Source organism: Lacibacter sediminis (assembly GCF_014168535.1).
Classification (GTDB): Bacteria; Bacteroidota; Bacteroidia; order Chitinophagales; family Chitinophagaceae; genus Lacibacter; species Lacibacter sediminis.
The window spans coordinates 1,598,526-1,615,769 of record NZ_CP060007.1 but is presented as its reverse complement, the minus strand read 5'-3'; the positions used below and the strand labels follow the sequence as shown (position 1 = coordinate 1,615,769).

Genomic DNA, 17,244 nt, shown 5'->3' with positions numbered 1-17,244 from the left:
GGCAGCCCTCCTCCTCTTTCTAATTTTACATCGTAAACAAACCGGCACTAAGCCGGCAATATGATTGAACGATTAAACTTTTGAAAGATGGACGCATTAACATTCAAAACAAACATTAAGTGCTCAGGTTGCATTGCAAAAGCAACTCCTTTTCTTGATCAGGTAGCAGGCAAGGATAATTGGGAGGTAGACATTACGAATCCTGACAAGATCCTTCGTATTGAAACAGATGAAGCTATAACTACCAGCGACGTCGTTAAAGCAGTAACAGAAGCAGGCTATAAAGCTGAGCCTGTGCAACAGTAAACAGTATAGCTGGTAAACATACCGGCTATACTTCTTTCTTTCACAACAATTGTATGATTATGAAATCTCTATTTTTTGTTCTTGCAGTTTTATTTACAACAGCAACATCGGCACAAAGCAAATCGCTTAATGCTGTATTGAATGCTTACTACAAAATAAAAAACGAGCTTGTTGCCGGCAACAGTACTACAGTTTCTTCTGCAGCCGCTGAATTTAAAACAGCTGTAGCAGCTGTAGATAATTCCTCGGCTACTGCTGCTGAATTAAAAGTGTTTGAACCATTCCGGCAAAAGCTGTTGACCGATGCTGCTGCCATTAACGCAACAAATGATCTTAGCAAACAACGGGAGCTATTTTCTTCTCTGTCGAACAATATGATCAGTGTGGCAAAAGCAACCTCAATGTCAGATAAAGAAATTTATGTTGATTACTGTCCTATGAAAAAATCGTACTGGTTAAGTGCTGATAAAGCTATCAAAAATCCATACTATGGAAACAAAATGCTTACCTGTGGAAACGTAAAAGAAACGATTAAACAATAAGCAACATGAAACCGATCTACAGTCTTTTTGCCGCTATCTTATTCGTTATGCAAACAAGTGCACAACATGGCATGCAAAAAGCAACAACTGCAAAAGAGCCGTTTATGACAAGACACGGCAACAAGATTGTTTATCACTTGTATGTAACCGATACAATTGTTAACTACACAGGCAAGAAAGCGAAAGCTGTTGCCATTAACGGAACCATCCCGGCACCAACGCTTTATTTTACAGAAGGTGATACGGCTGAAATTCATGTGCACAACAAGATGCATATGGAAACATCTATTCACTGGCATGGTTTGATCTTGCCGAACGAACAGGATGGTGTACCGTACTTAACAACAGCACCAATTAAAGACCACAGCACACATATTTTTCGTTTTCCCATTGTACAACATGGCACCTATTGGTATCATTCACATACTATGCTGCAGGAACAAAGCGGCATGTATGGTGCAATTGTTATTCATGAAAAAGAAAAACAAGCTATAGCTGAAGAAGTGGTGCTGCTCAGCGATTGGACAAATGAAAATCCCAACCAGGTAGAACGTTCGTTGCACTATGCTACCGATTGGTATGCCATTAAAAAGAAAGCAACACAGGATTACCTGCAGGCGTTGAAGGAAAAAAGACTCGGCGTAAAGATCACGAACGAATGGAAACGCATGCTGGCTATGGATGTGAGCGATGTATATTACGATGCACTCTTCACAAATGGAAATGTAACGGAAGAGAAAAAACAGTATAAAGCTGGTGATAAAGTTCGGTTGCGTATCATCAACGGGAGTTCATCAACTTATTTCTGGGTACAGTTTGCAGGCGGAAAAATGAGTGTTGTTGCAAATGACGGCGCAGAAGTTGAGCCGGTGGAAGTAGATCGCTTTATTGTGGGTGTTTCCGAAACGTATGATGTAATCGTTACAATACCCGAAGACGGCAGTTATGAATTATTGTCAACATCAGAAGACCGCACCAGGAGCACATCACTCTGGCTAGGCAGCGGATCAAAGCATGCAGCAGGTGCCATGCCCCGTTTAAAATATTTTGAAGGCATGAAGATGATGAATGACATGATGAATATGGATGGAAGTATGAATGACATGGATATGAACATGAGTTTGCAACAGATGGATATGAATACGGTGATGTATCCTGAAATTGTTGACAGCAACAAATCAATCGTTACACTTAATTATGCCATGTTGAAGGCACCGAAGAAAACAACCTTACCAGATGTGCCCTTCCGTGAATTGAAGTTTGAACTTACCGGCAATATGACAAGGTATGTGTGGACGATGGATAATAAAACAATTTCTGAGTCAGATAAAATACTCATCAAGCATGGTGAGAACATCCGGATTATTTTAACCAACAATTCAATGATGCGCCACCCCATGCATTTACATGGGCATTTTTTCCGCACACTAAACGGTCAAGGTGACTATTCCCCATTGAAAACTGTACTTGATATTATGCCAATGGAAACCGACACCATCGAATTTCATGCTTCAGAAAAATATGGCGACTGGTATTTTCATTGTCATATTCTATATCACATGATGAGTGGAATGGGTCGCATCTTTACTTATGAAAACACACCTCCTAATCCGCAATTACCTGATCCGAAGAAAGCGTTGCGGAAAGTTTATCATGATGATCGTAGAATGTATTTCTCGGCACAGGTTGGCTTAGAAAGTACCGGCAGCGACGGCGAGATCATGTACTCCAACACACGCTGGATGATACAAAACGAATGGCGACTCGGGTTAACTTCCGAAAAAGGATTTGAAAATGAATTACACATCGGTCGTTTGATTGGTCGAAACCAATGGCTGATGCCTTATGTTGGTTTCGACTGGCGCTATCGTAAACACGGCGAAGTCGAGAAAAATCTTTTCGGGCAATTGAATACAAAAGATAAGCGTGGAGTTGTTTGCTTCGGTTTCCAATACACGTTGCCCATGATGGTAAGAGCAGATGCGAGGATAGACACTGAAGGAAAACTGCGTGTACAATTAGGCAGAGAAGACATCCCGGTTAGCAGCAGGCTGCGTTTCAATTTTATGGCGAACAGCGATAAGGAGTATATGGCGGGGCTACGGTATATCTTAACGAAATATATTTCTCTTTCTACACATTATGATAGTGATATGGGGTTAGGTGCTGGATTGACGATAACTTATTAGGATAACTTCTTTCCAATTTATATCAAATCATAAACTAAAAAATTCCGACGAAGTTTAGGTTATTACAATAACTAAAAACAAGAATGCTTTACAGCAATATTTTATGGTCAACTTTTCCTACTATCCTGAGAAATTCAGAAAATAATTGTGTCAAATGTTCCTGGAAACAGATGGCTATCATTTACAAATGGGCTGGCAAAAACCAGCCCATTCGTATAATCAACCATACATTCATTTCGCATTGCCTGCCGCTGATCTTGATCCTAACAGAAGTCCTCCTAATCCAAATAGTGCAGTCAATGTTGGAATCAATGCCGCTATGCGCTGCATCAGATCTTCCTGGGTAATAAATAAAAATATGCAAACAACAGCGATGGTAATGAGTACCGGCGTGCGAACCTTACTCCACGTTCCCTGCTGATGAAATTCAGATTTCAGTTTTGAAATTTCCGCATCTCCATTTTTTTCGAGGATAAAATTTCGAAAACTGACGCTGATCATTTTTAATCCGCCTGTTCCAAGATCGCTCTTTACCAGTAGTCCTTTGAATAATAGTTGGTGAACCAATTGAACATCCTTCGGGTTGATAAATCCATCCCTGCTCAAATCAAACAGAAAAAACTTTTCATTATCAGTACAGCCATCCCATAACTTTTTATATAGTACTGATAAATGATACTGATTAAACAGGATCATAAATTCCTTTTTCGCAGCCGTTCTTTCTGTCACGTGTTCATCATGATATTCTTCTTCCCATTTTTTTCTAAGCAGTTGATAACTTTCGTTATTCTCCAGGTGTTGTTTTTTCAGCACCTCACTAATACCTGTGTACACCTCGCCCCAGTTTTTCTTAAGTGTTTGGCAAATGAGATCGTCAACGTTTGTTTGCGCACAATCAACCTCCTGCCTGGCCTGAGGAATACTAATGTCCCATTGCGGGAATAAACGTTTTGTGATCGCTGTGATGAGCCGATAAAAAAATACCAGGCAAAAAATACCGCTAAGCCAGATCAACCCTTCAGGCAACAGGCCATTCATATGGTAATACTTCATGAAAGTTGGCCGGGATGTTTTAATCCGTATCGCACTCCGGTTAGCTAATATTCCCTGATTAAGGTTTTCCGGTTTCAGGGAACTGTACAGTATCATTTGCCGGCTGTTTGACTCCGAAAGATCGTTTCTAAACCATTGTTGATCGAATGCTGTATCCTCATCAGGTAATATTGTACTCAACGATCTGTACCCCCAGTTAAAATTCCTGGTCATTTTCTCATAAAAGACCGATTGGTATGGTAGAGTATCATTTCGTTTAATAACCGAATCTGTTAATACGACCGAATCTCCACCGTAAATGCCTTTACTGAATAAAAGCGAGTTGATGGCGCTGTCTACACGCAATTTGAACGCAGTTGTATCGCTTTGTAAGTTTCGCCCTGTCACAATTTTATCCAGCCAGCCAAATGTTGAAAGCCGTTTTTCTGTTTTAGCCGCAAGTGATAGCTGGTCAGTTTTTATCTGTTGCCCAATCTCTGCGTCCTGAGCATATCGAATAAAACAAAAAACCGGAAAAACAGAAACAGCCATAACTGCCAGGAACCAAAAAAGACTATAGCAATAAATCATTTTAACATGAAAAATCCTCTTACGTAACCGAAAAATATTTGCAGCATAAACAGGCTGTGCGTGTGAAGTACTTTTCGAAACGTATATGCGACTGTTTTTTTTCAATCGTGTAAATAGCAGTGGAATGAAACTGAGCACCTCAAATACAATGACACAACGCCTCATCGATTCTTTCTGCTCTACCTGGAAGTACGCCAATGTTATCAGCAATAGCAGAACCAACGCTGTTACATTAACCGGATGCAGCAAGCCAGGAAGGTTTGTGGTTATCTTTCCCTGCTGCAGACTCTTTCCGTTCTTGCTGAGAAGATAAAAACGGCATAAGGTCCAGACGACAAATAGCGGAGCCATCAATCCGATGATCCAGGCGGAAGAATCTCTTTTTGCAAACAGTAATGTAAACACAGTGGCAAACGAAATGTATACAACAAGAAAAACATTGGCGCTTAAATAAAAACCAACAAATTTTTCTGAAGGTTTTATCCAATCGTATTGATGGATGCGTTGATGCAGCCGGGTTGAATTGCCGATGCTTTCCCAGGCAATAAAGCAATACAGCAACAACAGTAGATATAAGACAATTACAAAAAACAACACAAATGCACTCACATGCATTACAGAAGCTACATCGTAATCATTACAGCGATAGACAATCAAATAATAAGGCAATTGCTGCACCGGCAGGATATATAAATGATACTGTTTATCATTGATGTATTGATCGGGAATAAATCGGCTTAACCTGTTTTGAATAGTACCACGGATGTTTCCATGATCTTCCAGCTTGTCAAGAAAATTTTCACGCAACGTAACATCTCCGTCCGACTGAAAGAGGATCAGTCCGTCGTTGTTGATGATATGGAATCCATAACCCCTGGGTAAAATCGTATTCATTACACTGTACATGTAAAGTGACAAGGCAGCCATTTTTACGCTGTATTTCGGATGACGACTTGGGATCGCCAGATTTACTTCAAATTGATTGGTTGTAATGCTGTACACCGGTTGCAGTGAAAACGAATCAACCTCTTCACCACGAAAAGAGAACAAATGATGATTGATCACGTCTTTAAAATATTGCCGGTGACTGAGATTTATAAAATTATAATTGTTATCCAGTAAAGATCTCTTGAAAACCTGTTGGCCGGCAGTATCTGACCAATGCATGATTACATAATTCAGGTATAAATTTTTGTCAAGACCTTTTAAATGATAGTCACCCTTACCCTTTTTTTCCCTTACAGTCATATTATTATAAGCAGAGTCATTATTGTCTCGAAGAAGTGAAGAGTCAAGGAATTTTAATTCTTTATAGGCACGACTGATTTCTTCTCGAAAACTACTGTCAATTTTTTGACCCAAATTTCTTAATTCATGTGTGGTACGAAAACGTACCCCCGTGTGGCGAATTCCCTGTTGAAAAATAATCATCAAAATAGCAGTGCCTGCAAAAAGACTCAGACCAATCAATGTCATATCAGTAATACCGATACGATCACCCTGGCTGATAAAAAAAACTTTCAAATAAGGAAGACTGATCAGGATAAAAATAAAAATGAAGAGCAGGCTGCTTATGAGCACAAAAGGAATCCGTTGCAGCTTTTGATGATACTCAGATGCTGGTAATAAACCTGTAAGAGTAAGTTGCTGCTCCTGCAGCTTGAACGGCAGCAGAAATGCTTTGTAAGGATTACCATCAATTGTAACATCAGCTATTTTAGAAAACAACAGTTGTGTAGTAGCATTACCAATGCTGTCTGTTGGTAATAGCCCGGCGGTAGATATTCTCGTACTTTGATAAAGTACTTGCTTATTCTTACCGGATGAGCTCTCTGCTCTTCCACCGGAAACAACAAGATAGGAGTGAAAAAAATCAAGTCTGTCAGGATCAATTACTTTTTCAAATAAATGATTGAAAGGAATAGCAAATATGATCAGATTGGAATCACTGCGGAATTCAAATTCTATTTTCGTTTGCTCATTTGTGTGAAACCGTATAATGGGTGAAGAGGCTGTGCTATCTTTTCGAAGTGCAGATCCATTTTTTATTACATACCTGATTTCATAGCTGAACGGATTATCCACATTTTCATTATCGGGTAATGGCAATTTGCTTTTGACCTGTTCGCTGATCCAATTTCTTTTAATCTTATTCTGATTGGAGAAATGGTTCGTCATATCCTGCAACGATTGCCGCAGCCCATCTTCATGTTGTTTCAATATCAGGAATCCTTGTTTTTGCAGCCTTTCCCGGTTATCGGGTACATACTTAAAATAATAAAGTACTAATGCAACTGATACCAGTACTACAATGAGCAGCAGTATGCTCAATCTTCTTGTGACTTGATTGACACCCTGTAAAAAATTCATTACCTGTTGATTTAAGAGTTGATCGAAAAAATACAGGCCGGAGCAACTAATTACTTTTCTTCAACGCAGGTACGTTCATATTCAAGGGCAGCAGAAACAGCGTTCAGGATTTCCATTTAGATATTGTATTTCACGGCATCAAGGTTAGCATTCCTTATCAACGATTAGAGAATGTGGCTTTTTGTTTCCGAATCGTCATTGTGATTTCTATAAAAAGAATATTTCGATGTTAGCCGACACGTAACGGCAAAATAGAAACAGGCTTTCTAATTGTCAACGTGGTAAACACCCTTTTCCGTTGGCAACACAGGTACAATTTGCGTTATATGCAAAAAGATATGTGTGACTTGCTTGCAGGTACATTTATAGAAAATTCGCCACGCCCTTCGGTACGCCCCTTTCCCTCGCAATGAGCAACGGGATTTCAATTTTCACTACGGAGGTCGGTTAAAGCATCTCCATTACCTGCGGAACTACCAATTTATAGGTATTGATGTTTTTAAAACTTGCTATTAGTTTTATAGTCAACCTCTGACTTCCTCACGCTCGTGCCCAAGGCATTTTTATTCTTTAACCATTAATTTATTTTTTATGAAAAGAACAGCCAATGCATTAGCAGTCGCAGGATTAATTCTTCTAATGATCGCTTCTTCCTGCAAAAAAGGAACTCTTCCGGATAATGCGGAAGATACCGTTGTTGATCATTCTGTGGCAAAAGTAAAGTCAATGCAACCGGGTGTGCCGGAGCCGCTCGTTACTGGACTTGAGGAGCTGCAGGGAAGTACCGTTGGCACTGACGGGGCCTTGTACGTTACCGCACCGCTTGCCGGCAGCATCTGGCGTATAGATCCAAAGACAGGCGCCATGACGCTCTTTACCACTGGATTACCAAAGCGAAACCCAGACCCGTTCTTCCTGGGTGGTGGAGTGATTGATGTCGTCTTCCGCAGCGGGACTGCATATGCGTTGGTTACCGGTGTTGCAAAGGATCTTGGTGGTGAAGACATTGCAGGCATCTACCGGGTAGACGGCCCGGATAGCCATACCATCATAGCCGATATCGGCGAATGGTCCGTTGCCCATCCCCCGTTATCAGACTTCTTTGTGCCCACAGGCTGGCAGTACGCATTCGAAACCTACCACGACGGTTTCATTGTCACTGATGGGCACCATAACCGCATACTTTATGTAAGCCTCAACGGCGGTATCACTGAAATGATCGCCTTCGGAAATATTGTGCCCACCGGGCTGGCCCAGAGAGGCAACAAGATCTACTTCACCAAAGCCGGTCCCATTCCTCATCTGCCTGAGAATGCCAAACTTATGTCCCTCTCACCAAAGCCGCTCACCGCAACAGAAATTGCTTCTGGCGCAGGATTAAATGTTGGGTTATTTGTTGACGTGGAATTTGGTGGTGGAAACACACTCTATACTCTCGCACAGGGCATTTGGGATGGTCCCTGGGAAGGAGCACCTGCCTTGCCAAATACCGGCGCACTCCTTAAGCTCAAAGCAGATGGCAGCTTTGGCGTAATTGCAAGTGGCCTTAACCAACCCACCTCCATGGAGTTCATCGGCAACAATGTATATGTGGTTAGTCTCGCCGGCGAGGTCTGGAAGATCGATCATGTTTCGCCTGCAAACGGTCATTAACTATGCATATATGCAACTTAATTCTACCTCAGTTCTCAGTAACGTCTCTATCGGCTTCATGTAAATCATCATGATATATTAGTGGGAGACGTTGTTGAGAAAAAAAAGGGAAATAGTTTTCTGTTTTCATAATGATCTTGTGGAGTCGAGCTTGGGATTTATATTTTTTTATGTTCTGATTCCAGAGGTTGAATAACACCGGCCTAAGGCCGAATAAAGACATTACTCCAGTATCCAATTACAAAAAACCCTGAGAGATGACCCTGCAAAATTGGTCCACACGGGTCTCTCGCAGTGGAACTCGGGACTCTAGTATGCTAACTCCCCGAGAGCGGTTATATCAGACCCCGGGTCGACGGATTGGCCAATTAATATGGCATGGTGCTGTTATTAAAGGGAAAGGATAGAAGATTATTAGTGAAAATCCGTGTAGTTCGTGGCTTATTTATCTGTGTCCATTTGTGTCCATCCGTGGCCCATCAAACCGTATCAAAACAAAAACGCCACTCAAATCTGAGTGGCGTTTTGCGGACCGGACGGCTCCGAAATCATATGCTATAACTTTATAATAATCAAATTGTTATAAGCTTCCAAAATATCGAATCACTAAATGACTCACCAACTTTTTCACGCATTTCTTTCGCACCCTTGGCTATCTCGTCTGTGCATTACTGTTTCAAATATAGATATATTCATTTATAGATAATAAAAAATTAAAACAGCCAGTTTGAAAGTCTATCCATCCACTTTTCGTTAACTGACCCATGATGCATTCGAAAACCATAACCGTCTTTTACCTATAGATCCATTTCAAAAAAACATTTGCTGTTAAAAGCAGCAGAAAAAGCAGGAAATCATCTGGATGGTTGAACGACATGATCATCAAGCAAACCAAATATTATTGATAAAATAATGCCATTCTATTCATTTTTAACGCCGCTCGTACTTACTAATTCTTCATACTCTGGATGTCTTTTTATATACGAGCTGACGAAGGGGCAGTAAAAGACAACTTTCAAACCTTCGGTTATCGCAAATTCGAGTCCCGTTTTAGTCAGCAAGCCAGCTAATCTTTTACCTTCAAATTTTTCCCGTACAACCGTATGCATTAATACCAGATCTCTCTGGTGCCAACGTTATTCCAGATAGGCTTTTTCATCTCCGAGATCAATTTCGAATTGCAGGTTTTGCAGATTATTTATGACCACATTATTTCCCATCTTTTTAGCTTTTATTATTCCTCTATTAGAACATGAGTTCCTTCACCCGGTTTATTTCTTTCACTGAGACGGTATGTGCCATTCCCGGAAATACATCCAATGTAACATCAGCTCCAAGACTTTCCATTATTTTTTTTGATTCTTTTGAACGTATAACAGGCACATGCGGATCGATATCACTGTTACCAATATAGACTTTCGCTTTTCTGAAATCACCCTTGTATTTTTCAGGCGCCAGCTGTTTGCCGATAAGCCCCCCCGTAAAAGCAACAACACCTGCATACTGTTGTGCATACCTGGCAGCAACTTCTAATGTGAGACATGCACCTTGTGAAAATCCCATCAAATAAATTTGATGAACAGGTATGTGTTGGCTTGTTTCATCGATTAATCTTTTCACCACTTCTACTGCGGAGGAAAGCCACGGTTCGTTTTGTGACTCATCTACAAGGAAACTGTAAGGATACCAGGTATTGCCTGTAGCCTGTGATGCGGCAATATAAAATGTATCGTCGCAAAACTCATTTGAAAGAGTTAGTATATCATCGGCAGTACTTCCCCTGCCATGGAGAAGTATCAACGCTTTATTTGCTTCGTGTAACGGTCTGCCTTTTTCAATAATATGATATGTATGCATCAGTCTCTGAATTTTTCAATATCAACCTCCACAGGTGTCAGTAATTTTTCAATCACATCTCGATTCGGCTCTTCCCATGGCGGCAACTTCAATGATTCACCAAGATGTTCTTTCGGCTCATCAATGGCAAAACCCGGCGGATTGGTTGCCACTTCAAACAAAACACCTCCGGGTTCTCTGAAGTAAATTGAATGAAAATATTGTCTGTCCAAAACAGGTGTTGTATTTACAACTCCGAGTCCGTTTACTTTTTCTCTGAAGGTTAATTGACTTTCGTCGGTTGCTGTTGCAAATGCAACATGATGCACCGTGCCACTTCCTCCTAAACCTCGCAACGAATCTGGGGAGCAAATCACATCAACCAAATCACCAGGCTTTCCACTGGCAGAAAAACGAAAGCGGTTTCCTTTTTCAGCAACCAGTTTGTGATCCATTTGCTCTGTTAGTAAACCTGCCGTCTTTTCATAACCTTCTTCTGCTAACGAAACACTGTAAAAACCTTTCACAGCATGTTCGGCGGGAATTTGACCATAGGTAAACCCTTTCCGTTCATCTGTTTTGTTTGCCACTAATTCAATACCCAATCCATCGCCATCTTCAAAGTAAATAAAACTTTCATTCTCAAATCGCTCTTGCGGATCTTCAAATGGAACGTTGAATTTTTTGAACCGGTTCATCCAATATTCAAGTGAATTTTCCGGAATTGAAAATGAAGTTACAGTCAGCTGCCCCTTTCCTTTTCTTCCTTTGACTAATCCAGGGAATGGGAAAAATGTCATGATCGTACCCGGACTTCCATCTTCATTACCGTAATATAAATGATATATATCGGGTGCATCAAAATTGATTGTTTTTTTAACCATCCTGAGACCTAAAAGTCCCGCATAGAAATCTACATTTTTCTGAGCATCCGATGCCATTGCTGTTACATGATGCAACCCTGTTATCAATTGGTTCATATCTGTATAAAAATTGATTTACGTTTGGTATTGATCAGGTTTTTTGTTTTATGCCCTTTGCCGGTTACATCTTCTACCAACAATATTTCCCCTGCGTAAAAAATTCTGTTTTCACCAAGGCTGGTTGTTATTTCAATTGCGCCATCCAGCAAAATAATAAATTGCTTTGCCGGAGCTGCATGAAAATTCCAGTTATAATCTGCTTTGTTTTCTCTGAACTGCATTGTTGATACATTCTGTTTGTCTGAAAGAAAACCAATATCACCGTTATCAGTTAACGGAATTTCCACATCTTCAAAATGGGTTTCACCGGCGGCGTCTGCATAGATTCTGGTATAATGCATAAAACTAGTTTATCAATTAATAATTCCTACTTTTTATTAAATCCTTCCATAGTATTTTTTTTCATTCGATAGCGGCGGTATCAAACACAAAGCTTAACGCAATCGAGATACACGGTTCGCTCGTCGTTTGGAACGGCTATAACAAGTGAGCCCTGAGCATCCAAGCCATTTTTTCGTGCTTTTCCATAAGGCCAGTAATAAAATCACTGGAACCCAGATCAAGATATTCCGCAGCAAACAAGTTGATCTTAATTCTCAAATTCATAATGATACTATCATGATCAGCCAATAATTCTTTGATGTATCCATGACTGTCATTTTTCTCTCTTGATAATTCAGTAAGATGTGTCAGCTGTAAATAACTCCTTAATGTAGCAGGCGCAAAGTGATTAATCGAACGGATTCGCTCTGCAACTTCATCCATTATTTCATCCAGCATTTCGTACTGATCTTCAAAAAATTTATGTTTGGCATAAAAATCATCGCCAGTTACGTTCCAATGTGCATTGCGTGTTTTTGTGTACAGCACAAATTCATCTGCAAGTATTTTTGACAGATCTGCTGCAACCGAAGCTGCGTTTTCTTCTCTTATACCAATTGTTACTGACATAATAATAGATTTAGTATTTAAATTGAAGGGTGATTGCTGAAAAAATGATATTCTTACCGGGACTTACATCTTTCAAATACTTACCTGCTCTAAAAAAAGTGAATTCCGGTGAAATGGAAACATGTTGACTTGGAACGATATCGAAACTTAGTCCAAGCTGATCGCCAATGTATTTACCGGAGCCTGCAGGGTAAATCAATTCGGCATTTGGTCCGTATATACCATCTGCCTGACTATAGCGCCAGAACAAATCATAATCAGCTATAAACAACAGCCCCTTGCATAATTCAATTTCAATGGAAGGATGAATATCGATAAGATTAACAGGCCCAATTAAGGCAACTAGTCCAAAATATGCTCCTCTCGGAAATAACGGATTGAAAGTATTAATTCGGTTATCACCTGCCAAAACATCGCCACTAATCAACTCTGTCTTTAAACCCGCAACTGGCTTCAATTTTAACTTCCGGAAATGATATTGCAGATTTGCCGATACCGTATACGCATTAATAACTACATCGCCCATCATTCCAAACTGATATAAAGTCTCAACATCATAACGAAATGCGCCGGTCCATTTCCACAATCTTGTTCCAACTGAATGTCTTGTTTCTGTTGCCGCAATATTATTATATGATTTTTTTGTATTCTGATAACCGATATAATAAACATCCACATGCTGAATAAGTGGAACATCCTTGAAAACAAGATAGGACGACCATAGCTGTTCATTCTGATTAACAGGGTCATCAAACACATTCACACATACTCTTACCGGTTTGCTATAAAAAGCGTCTGCCTCAAAATTATGTCGCTTGTAAAACAACTTCAGCGCATCAAAGCTTAAACGATTGTTTGGTCCTTCACGTACGGAGATTAACCTTTGTGATCCATACAGAAGTTCCTGCCTGCCTGCCCGGATCACAAGCTTATCTTTTTGTCTGTTCAACAAATTAACATCCAAAAAAACCTGGTGTACATCCAGCCAGTTTTCATCCACTGAACGGGCAGGCTCTACACGACCTGAGGTACTTGTACTTACCAACTGTCCGAATAATCGAAAATGCTTTCCGATATGAAGATCACTATGAATTAATAATCGGTTATAAACAGCCATATACTCTTCCTTAGGTATATCGCCCCAATTTTCATTTTTAAAATATTGTAACTGGTAACGGTATTCTCCTCCAAAAGATAAAAAACTGTTACGGGAAGAACTGAGTGGTATAAATTTTACAGAATTGTACCAACCTCTTACAGTATCAGTTTTAAGCACCGAATAATCTTCATCGTAACGAAGATTACGTAATGGAACCTGCTGACACAAAAGCAACTTTACCAGGAATAGATTCAATATAAAAATCAAATATTTCATCTCAAAACTTTCGGATAATGATAACTCCCGCCACAATGAATGCAACACCAATAAGCCGGTAGATGTTGATGCTGTGCTTTATATGCACCAGAATATGAAAGTGATCCATTAAAACAGAAATAATCATTTGTCCTGCCACCACAAGTCCAAACGTTAATGCAGGACCAATTTGCGGATATGTAAGAATGACGGCCGTTACATAAAACGCCCCAAGCACCCCACTTGCCCAAACATAAACAGGAACCGATTTTACACCGGCCCACGTTACTGATTGTTTTGTTAACAGAATAAAGGCCAGCAGGGAAAAGAAGCCAATTGCAAATGAGATCATCGACGCATACACAGGGTTTTCAATTGATTTACCGAGTTTAGAATTTAAACCCGCCTGTATTGGAAGAAATGCGCCAGAAACCAATGCAACGAAATACCAGATAAGTTTCATACTGCTTGTTTTTTATGAATGAAATAATCAGCGGAATATTTCCCGGGGCCAAGTACTAAAATCAACAGGTAAATCATGCTGTAGATAAATGGAACATCCTTTATTAGTAAAGAATCATTCCAATGAACAATGAAATACCCTGTGAGTGTTACAGCCAATACCGGCATAATTGCAAGTCGGGTATATAGCCCAATGATAATAAAAACAGGTGCAACAAGACTGGCAAAGAGAATAAAGTAGTCATTAACAAATACAGGCCAATGCAACGGGTTTGGTATTACTTCAGCATTTGCCACACCTATTCCAATTTTCTTAAGTCCATGCACAACAACAAATTCGATAGTGATAATAATCCTGCAAAAAAACATGACGAGATGAAAGCTTTCAGCTGCAGGATAAATTGCTGTGATATGATAAAGAAGAGATCGCATAAATCTATTTAGACTGATACCCTCCGTAATATTTTACCGGACTCCATAAAGGAATTACAGGCAGCCTTGCCGGTGCCAATGATTGATATTCATGTGAAGCATAGACAATTTTTCCATCAACAACAGTCAGCACCGATTGGATGTAAGGAATTTGTTCATCTGCAATACTGAAATAGTCTTTATCAAGAATAACAATGTCAGCATAATAACCTTTTTGAAGTTTCCCATTGTTTTCATTTTCTTTAATGAGCTTATATCCACCCGAAGTCAGTAAGCTTAAAGCCGTTGATCTGTCAAGTAAATGTTCATATGCCATTATCTGTGTTCCCCCAATTGTCTTTCCTGTCGTAATCCAGTGTAATGCAACCCATGGATTATAACTGGCAACCCTGGTTCCATCGGTTCCTAATGCAACCGGTAATCCTATTTCCAGCATACGTTTTACCGGTGGTGCAGCCAATGCCGCTTTCTTACCATAACGATGTATAAAACTTTCGCCTTGGTAAGCCATACGATGCTGAACAGAAATACCACCACCCAACTTTTTGATTCGCATCATATTTTCTTCACTGATTGTCTCTGCATGATCAATAAACCAAATCAAACCATCTAACGGTGTTTCTCTGTTTACTTCTTCAATCACATTCAAATCTCTGGTGATGCTTTCATTATACGTTGCATGAATACGAAATGGCCACCGGTTCTTAACCAGTAATTGAATGACAGGCTTAAGGTTCGCTTCCATTGTTGCAGGCAACTCCGGTCGGGGATATAAAAAATTTTCAAAATCTGCCGCATCAGCAACAATATTTTCACCTCCGCCTTCAACATGATAGTTAATCTGATTAATATCATTCGTTCCCTGCTGATCAATATCAACCATGTTAATCCATGTTGAATAATCCTGCAACTCCGTACCTTTTTTTTGCGCAAATAGAAAATACGGCAGTCGAAGAGTGATCTTACCCAATTTGTGCAAGGAATCAGTTATTGTATAATCATCTGGAAAATTCTGAAAACCTCCACCTGCATCCATGGCGGCTGTTACACCAAGCCGGTTTAACTCTGACATATACTGCAGTGTAGAATTTATTTTTTCTGCCGTCGTCAACTCTGGCAATTTTGCCAATGTAGAATAAAGAATAAAAGCATTGGGTTCTGCAAGCAATAACCCCGTTGGATTACCATTACTATCTTTTTCAATCAACCCTCCCGGCGGATTGGGTGAATCTGTATTGATCATCAATCTCTCTAAACCTGCTTTATTCAACCATGCTTTTCCATAGAGATACAAAATAAAAACGGGCACCTTACCTGTCGCTTCGTTGATCTCTTCTAAAGTTGGTAATCGCTTTTCTTCAAATTGATATTCGTTCCAACCGCCAACAACCCGAACCCACTTTCCTTCAGGTGTTCGCTGAGCCTGCTCCTTCAACATCTCCAGTGCCCGTTTTAATGTTTTTACACCATCCCATCTTAGCTCAGTATTATAAAATCTACCCCCACGAATTACATGCAAATGACTGTCAAATAAACCGGGAATAACTCGTCTTCCGTTAGCATAAATTATTTTTGTATTCCTCCCCTTCAATTTCATTACTTGCACATTGGTTCCTGCCATCACTATCTTATTTCCTGTAATAGCAATACTTTGTACCTGACTTTTGTTATCATCAAACGTCGATATTTTACCTCCAACTATAATGATATCTGCCTTCGTCTGGGCCTGTAAAGCAATGTTGAGTAAGAGAAGTAAAAAAGAGCAATACAATTTCATGAGCATACTTTTTTATGGGAGTTTATACCTGCTTCTAAATTTTAATAATTCTTTTCAACTTAATGAGGTAACATATCCTTTGCATACTGGATACCGATTCCATAGGCGCCGCCATATTTTTCAACAAGTTCTGTTACGGCTTTGTAGGTTTTACTTCTCGCCCAATCACGCTGTAATTCCAACAGATACTGTATGGATGTCATCGTTTTTACACCAGCCTGCATCATACGGTTGATAGCCATATCATGCGCTTCCTTACTAACGTCACCGCAAGCATCAGTAATAACGTAAACGTCATAGCCTACAGCCCTCGCTGACAAAGCCGGGTCAACGATACACACACTTGTCCATAGTCCGGCAAATACAATTTTCTTCTTACCATTACCTGTAATTGCTTTATAAGCATTTACATCTTCCCAGGCATTCATCGTTGTTCTTTCAATATACCCGCCAGCTGGATAGAACTGTGCAACTTCGGGAAATACAGGGCCACTAAATGATTTGGATGCAACTGTTGTAACTACTGTAGGTATATTGAATATTTTCGATGCACCTGCTACTATTGCTGCGTTATCCCTGAATTCATTAATACCGCCGCTTTTAAGTGGGAAGAGCATCTGGCTCTGCATATCGATCACAACAAGCGAATGGTTTGTTGGTGTCAATAAGTCTGCGGAAGGTTGCTGTGCCGCTGCTTGCTTACCTGCAATTAACATGAATAAAGACAGTGATGCGATGATTGTTTGTTTCATTGTTTTCTGTTTTT

15 protein-coding genes are annotated in these 17,244 nt (G+C 40.0%); 4 read left to right on the top strand and 11 right to left on the bottom strand.

The window, feature by feature from the left end:
- Positions 1–87 precede the first annotated feature (87 nt).
- Genes H4075_RS06995 through H4075_RS06985 form a run of 3 tightly spaced genes read left to right on the top strand, consistent with a single transcriptional unit; the run spans position 88 to position 3,037 of the window.
- Positions 88–306 carry a heavy-metal-associated domain-containing protein gene (locus H4075_RS06995; RefSeq protein WP_182805412.1) on the top strand — a complete coding sequence of 73 codons (219 nt, stop codon included), beginning with the start codon at positions 88–90 and terminating at the stop codon, positions 304–306.
- A gap of 59 nt (positions 307–365) precedes the next feature.
- On the top strand, positions 366–848 hold the full coding sequence (locus H4075_RS06990) for a DUF3347 domain-containing protein (RefSeq protein ID WP_182805410.1): 483 nt from the start codon (positions 366–368) through the stop codon (positions 846–848).
- A gap of 5 nt (positions 849–853) precedes the next feature.
- Positions 854–3,037, top strand: a complete 2,184-nt coding sequence (locus H4075_RS06985) for a multicopper oxidase domain-containing protein (RefSeq protein ID WP_255460380.1) — start codon at positions 854–856, stop codon at positions 3,035–3,037.
- Positions 3,038–3,268: 231 nt separating this feature from the next.
- Here H4075_RS06985 and H4075_RS06980 read toward each other — a convergent pair whose 3' ends face one another.
- Positions 3,269–7,030, bottom strand: a complete 3,762-nt coding sequence (locus H4075_RS06980) for a cache domain-containing protein (protein WP_182805408.1) — start codon at positions 7,028–7,030, stop codon at positions 3,269–3,271.
- Positions 7,031–7,621: 591 nt separating this feature from the next.
- On the opposite strand from H4075_RS06980, the gene H4075_RS06975 reads away from it, so the two are divergent.
- On the top strand, positions 7,622–8,683 hold the full coding sequence (locus H4075_RS06975) for a hypothetical protein (RefSeq protein WP_182805406.1): 1,062 nt from the start codon (positions 7,622–7,624) through the stop codon (positions 8,681–8,683).
- A gap of 920 nt (positions 8,684–9,603) precedes the next feature.
- Here H4075_RS06975 and H4075_RS21805 read toward each other — a convergent pair.
- The 10 genes from H4075_RS21805 to H4075_RS06925 form a co-directional block, all read right to left on the bottom strand.
- Positions 9,604–9,801: a GNAT family N-acetyltransferase gene (locus H4075_RS21805; RefSeq protein WP_407657661.1), complete on the bottom strand. Its 198-nt coding sequence runs from the start codon at positions 9,799–9,801 to the stop codon at positions 9,604–9,606.
- A gap of 127 nt (positions 9,802–9,928) precedes the next feature.
- Positions 9,929–10,540 (bottom strand): alpha/beta hydrolase, encoded by a 612-nt coding sequence (locus H4075_RS06965; RefSeq protein WP_182805402.1) that lies wholly within the window; start codon positions 10,538–10,540, stop codon positions 9,929–9,931.
- Positions 10,540–11,499: a ring-cleaving dioxygenase gene (locus H4075_RS06960; protein WP_182805400.1), complete on the bottom strand. Its 960-nt coding sequence runs from the start codon at positions 11,497–11,499 to the stop codon at positions 10,540–10,542. The genes H4075_RS06965 and H4075_RS06960 overlap by 1 nt, the downstream gene beginning before the upstream one ends.
- Positions 11,496–11,843 (bottom strand): cupin domain-containing protein, encoded by a 348-nt coding sequence (locus tag H4075_RS06955; RefSeq protein WP_182805399.1) that lies wholly within the window; start codon positions 11,841–11,843, stop codon positions 11,496–11,498. Before H4075_RS06955 ends, H4075_RS06960 begins: the two co-directional genes overlap by 4 nt.
- A 136-nt stretch (positions 11,844–11,979) precedes the next feature.
- Entirely contained in the window at positions 11,980–12,453 is a 474-nt protein-coding gene (locus H4075_RS06950; RefSeq protein ID WP_182805397.1) for a Dps family protein, read from the bottom strand.
- Between the two features lie 10 nt (positions 12,454–12,463).
- Positions 12,464–13,828: an alginate export family protein gene (locus H4075_RS06945; protein ID WP_182805395.1), complete on the bottom strand. Its 1,365-nt coding sequence runs from the start codon at positions 13,826–13,828 to the stop codon at positions 12,464–12,466.
- A gap of 1 nt (position 13,829) precedes the next feature.
- Entirely contained in the window at positions 13,830–14,270 is a 441-nt protein-coding gene (locus H4075_RS06940; protein WP_182805393.1) for a DMT family transporter, read from the bottom strand.
- Positions 14,267–14,701: a DoxX family protein gene (locus H4075_RS06935; RefSeq protein ID WP_182805391.1), complete on the bottom strand. Its 435-nt coding sequence runs from the start codon at positions 14,699–14,701 to the stop codon at positions 14,267–14,269. Before H4075_RS06935 ends, H4075_RS06940 begins: the two co-directional genes overlap by 4 nt.
- 4 nt (positions 14,702–14,705) lie before the next feature.
- Entirely contained in the window at positions 14,706–16,478 is a 1,773-nt protein-coding gene (locus tag H4075_RS06930; protein WP_182805389.1) for an amidohydrolase, read from the bottom strand.
- Between the two features lie 59 nt (positions 16,479–16,537).
- On the bottom strand, positions 16,538–17,230 hold the full coding sequence (locus tag H4075_RS06925; protein WP_182805387.1) for a hydrolase: 693 nt from the start codon (positions 17,228–17,230) through the stop codon (positions 16,538–16,540).
- Positions 17,231–17,244 lie beyond the last annotated feature (14 nt).

Bases quoted from the DNA above. Each gene is read 5' to 3' on its own strand.
- H4075_RS06995 (WP_182805412.1), top strand. From the start codon at position 88: ATGGACGCATTAACATTCAAAACAAACATTAAGTGCTCAGGTTGCATT.
- H4075_RS06990 (WP_182805410.1), top strand. From the start codon at position 366: ATGAAATCTCTATTTTTTGTTCTTGCAGTTTTATTTACAACAGCAACA.
- H4075_RS06985 (WP_255460380.1), top strand. From the start codon at position 854: ATGAAACCGATCTACAGTCTTTTTGCCGCTATCTTATTCGTTATGCAA.
- H4075_RS06980 (WP_182805408.1), bottom strand. From the start codon at position 7,030: ATGAATTTTTTACAGGGTGTCAATCAAGTCACAAGAAGATTGAGCATA.
- H4075_RS06975 (WP_182805406.1), top strand. From the start codon at position 7,622: ATGAAAAGAACAGCCAATGCATTAGCAGTCGCAGGATTAATTCTTCTA.
- H4075_RS06965 (WP_182805402.1), bottom strand. From the start codon at position 10,540: ATGCATACATATCATATTATTGAAAAAGGCAGACCGTTACACGAAGCA.
- H4075_RS06960 (WP_182805400.1), bottom strand. From the start codon at position 11,499: ATGAACCAATTGATAACAGGGTTGCATCATGTAACAGCAATGGCATCG.
- H4075_RS06955 (WP_182805399.1), bottom strand. From the start codon at position 11,843: ATGCATTATACCAGAATCTATGCAGACGCCGCCGGTGAAACCCATTTT.
- H4075_RS06950 (WP_182805397.1), bottom strand. From the start codon at position 12,453: ATGTCAGTAACAATTGGTATAAGAGAAGAAAACGCAGCTTCGGTTGCA.
- H4075_RS06945 (WP_182805395.1), bottom strand. From the start codon at position 13,828: ATGAAATATTTGATTTTTATATTGAATCTATTCCTGGTAAAGTTGCTT.
- H4075_RS06940 (WP_182805393.1), bottom strand. From the start codon at position 14,270: ATGAAACTTATCTGGTATTTCGTTGCATTGGTTTCTGGCGCATTTCTT.
- H4075_RS06935 (WP_182805391.1), bottom strand. From the start codon at position 14,701: ATGCGATCTCTTCTTTATCATATCACAGCAATTTATCCTGCAGCTGAA.
- H4075_RS06930 (WP_182805389.1), bottom strand. From the start codon at position 16,478: ATGAAATTGTATTGCTCTTTTTTACTTCTCTTACTCAACATTGCTTTA.
- H4075_RS06925 (WP_182805387.1), bottom strand. From the start codon at position 17,230: ATGAAACAAACAATCATCGCATCACTGTCTTTATTCATGTTAATTGCA.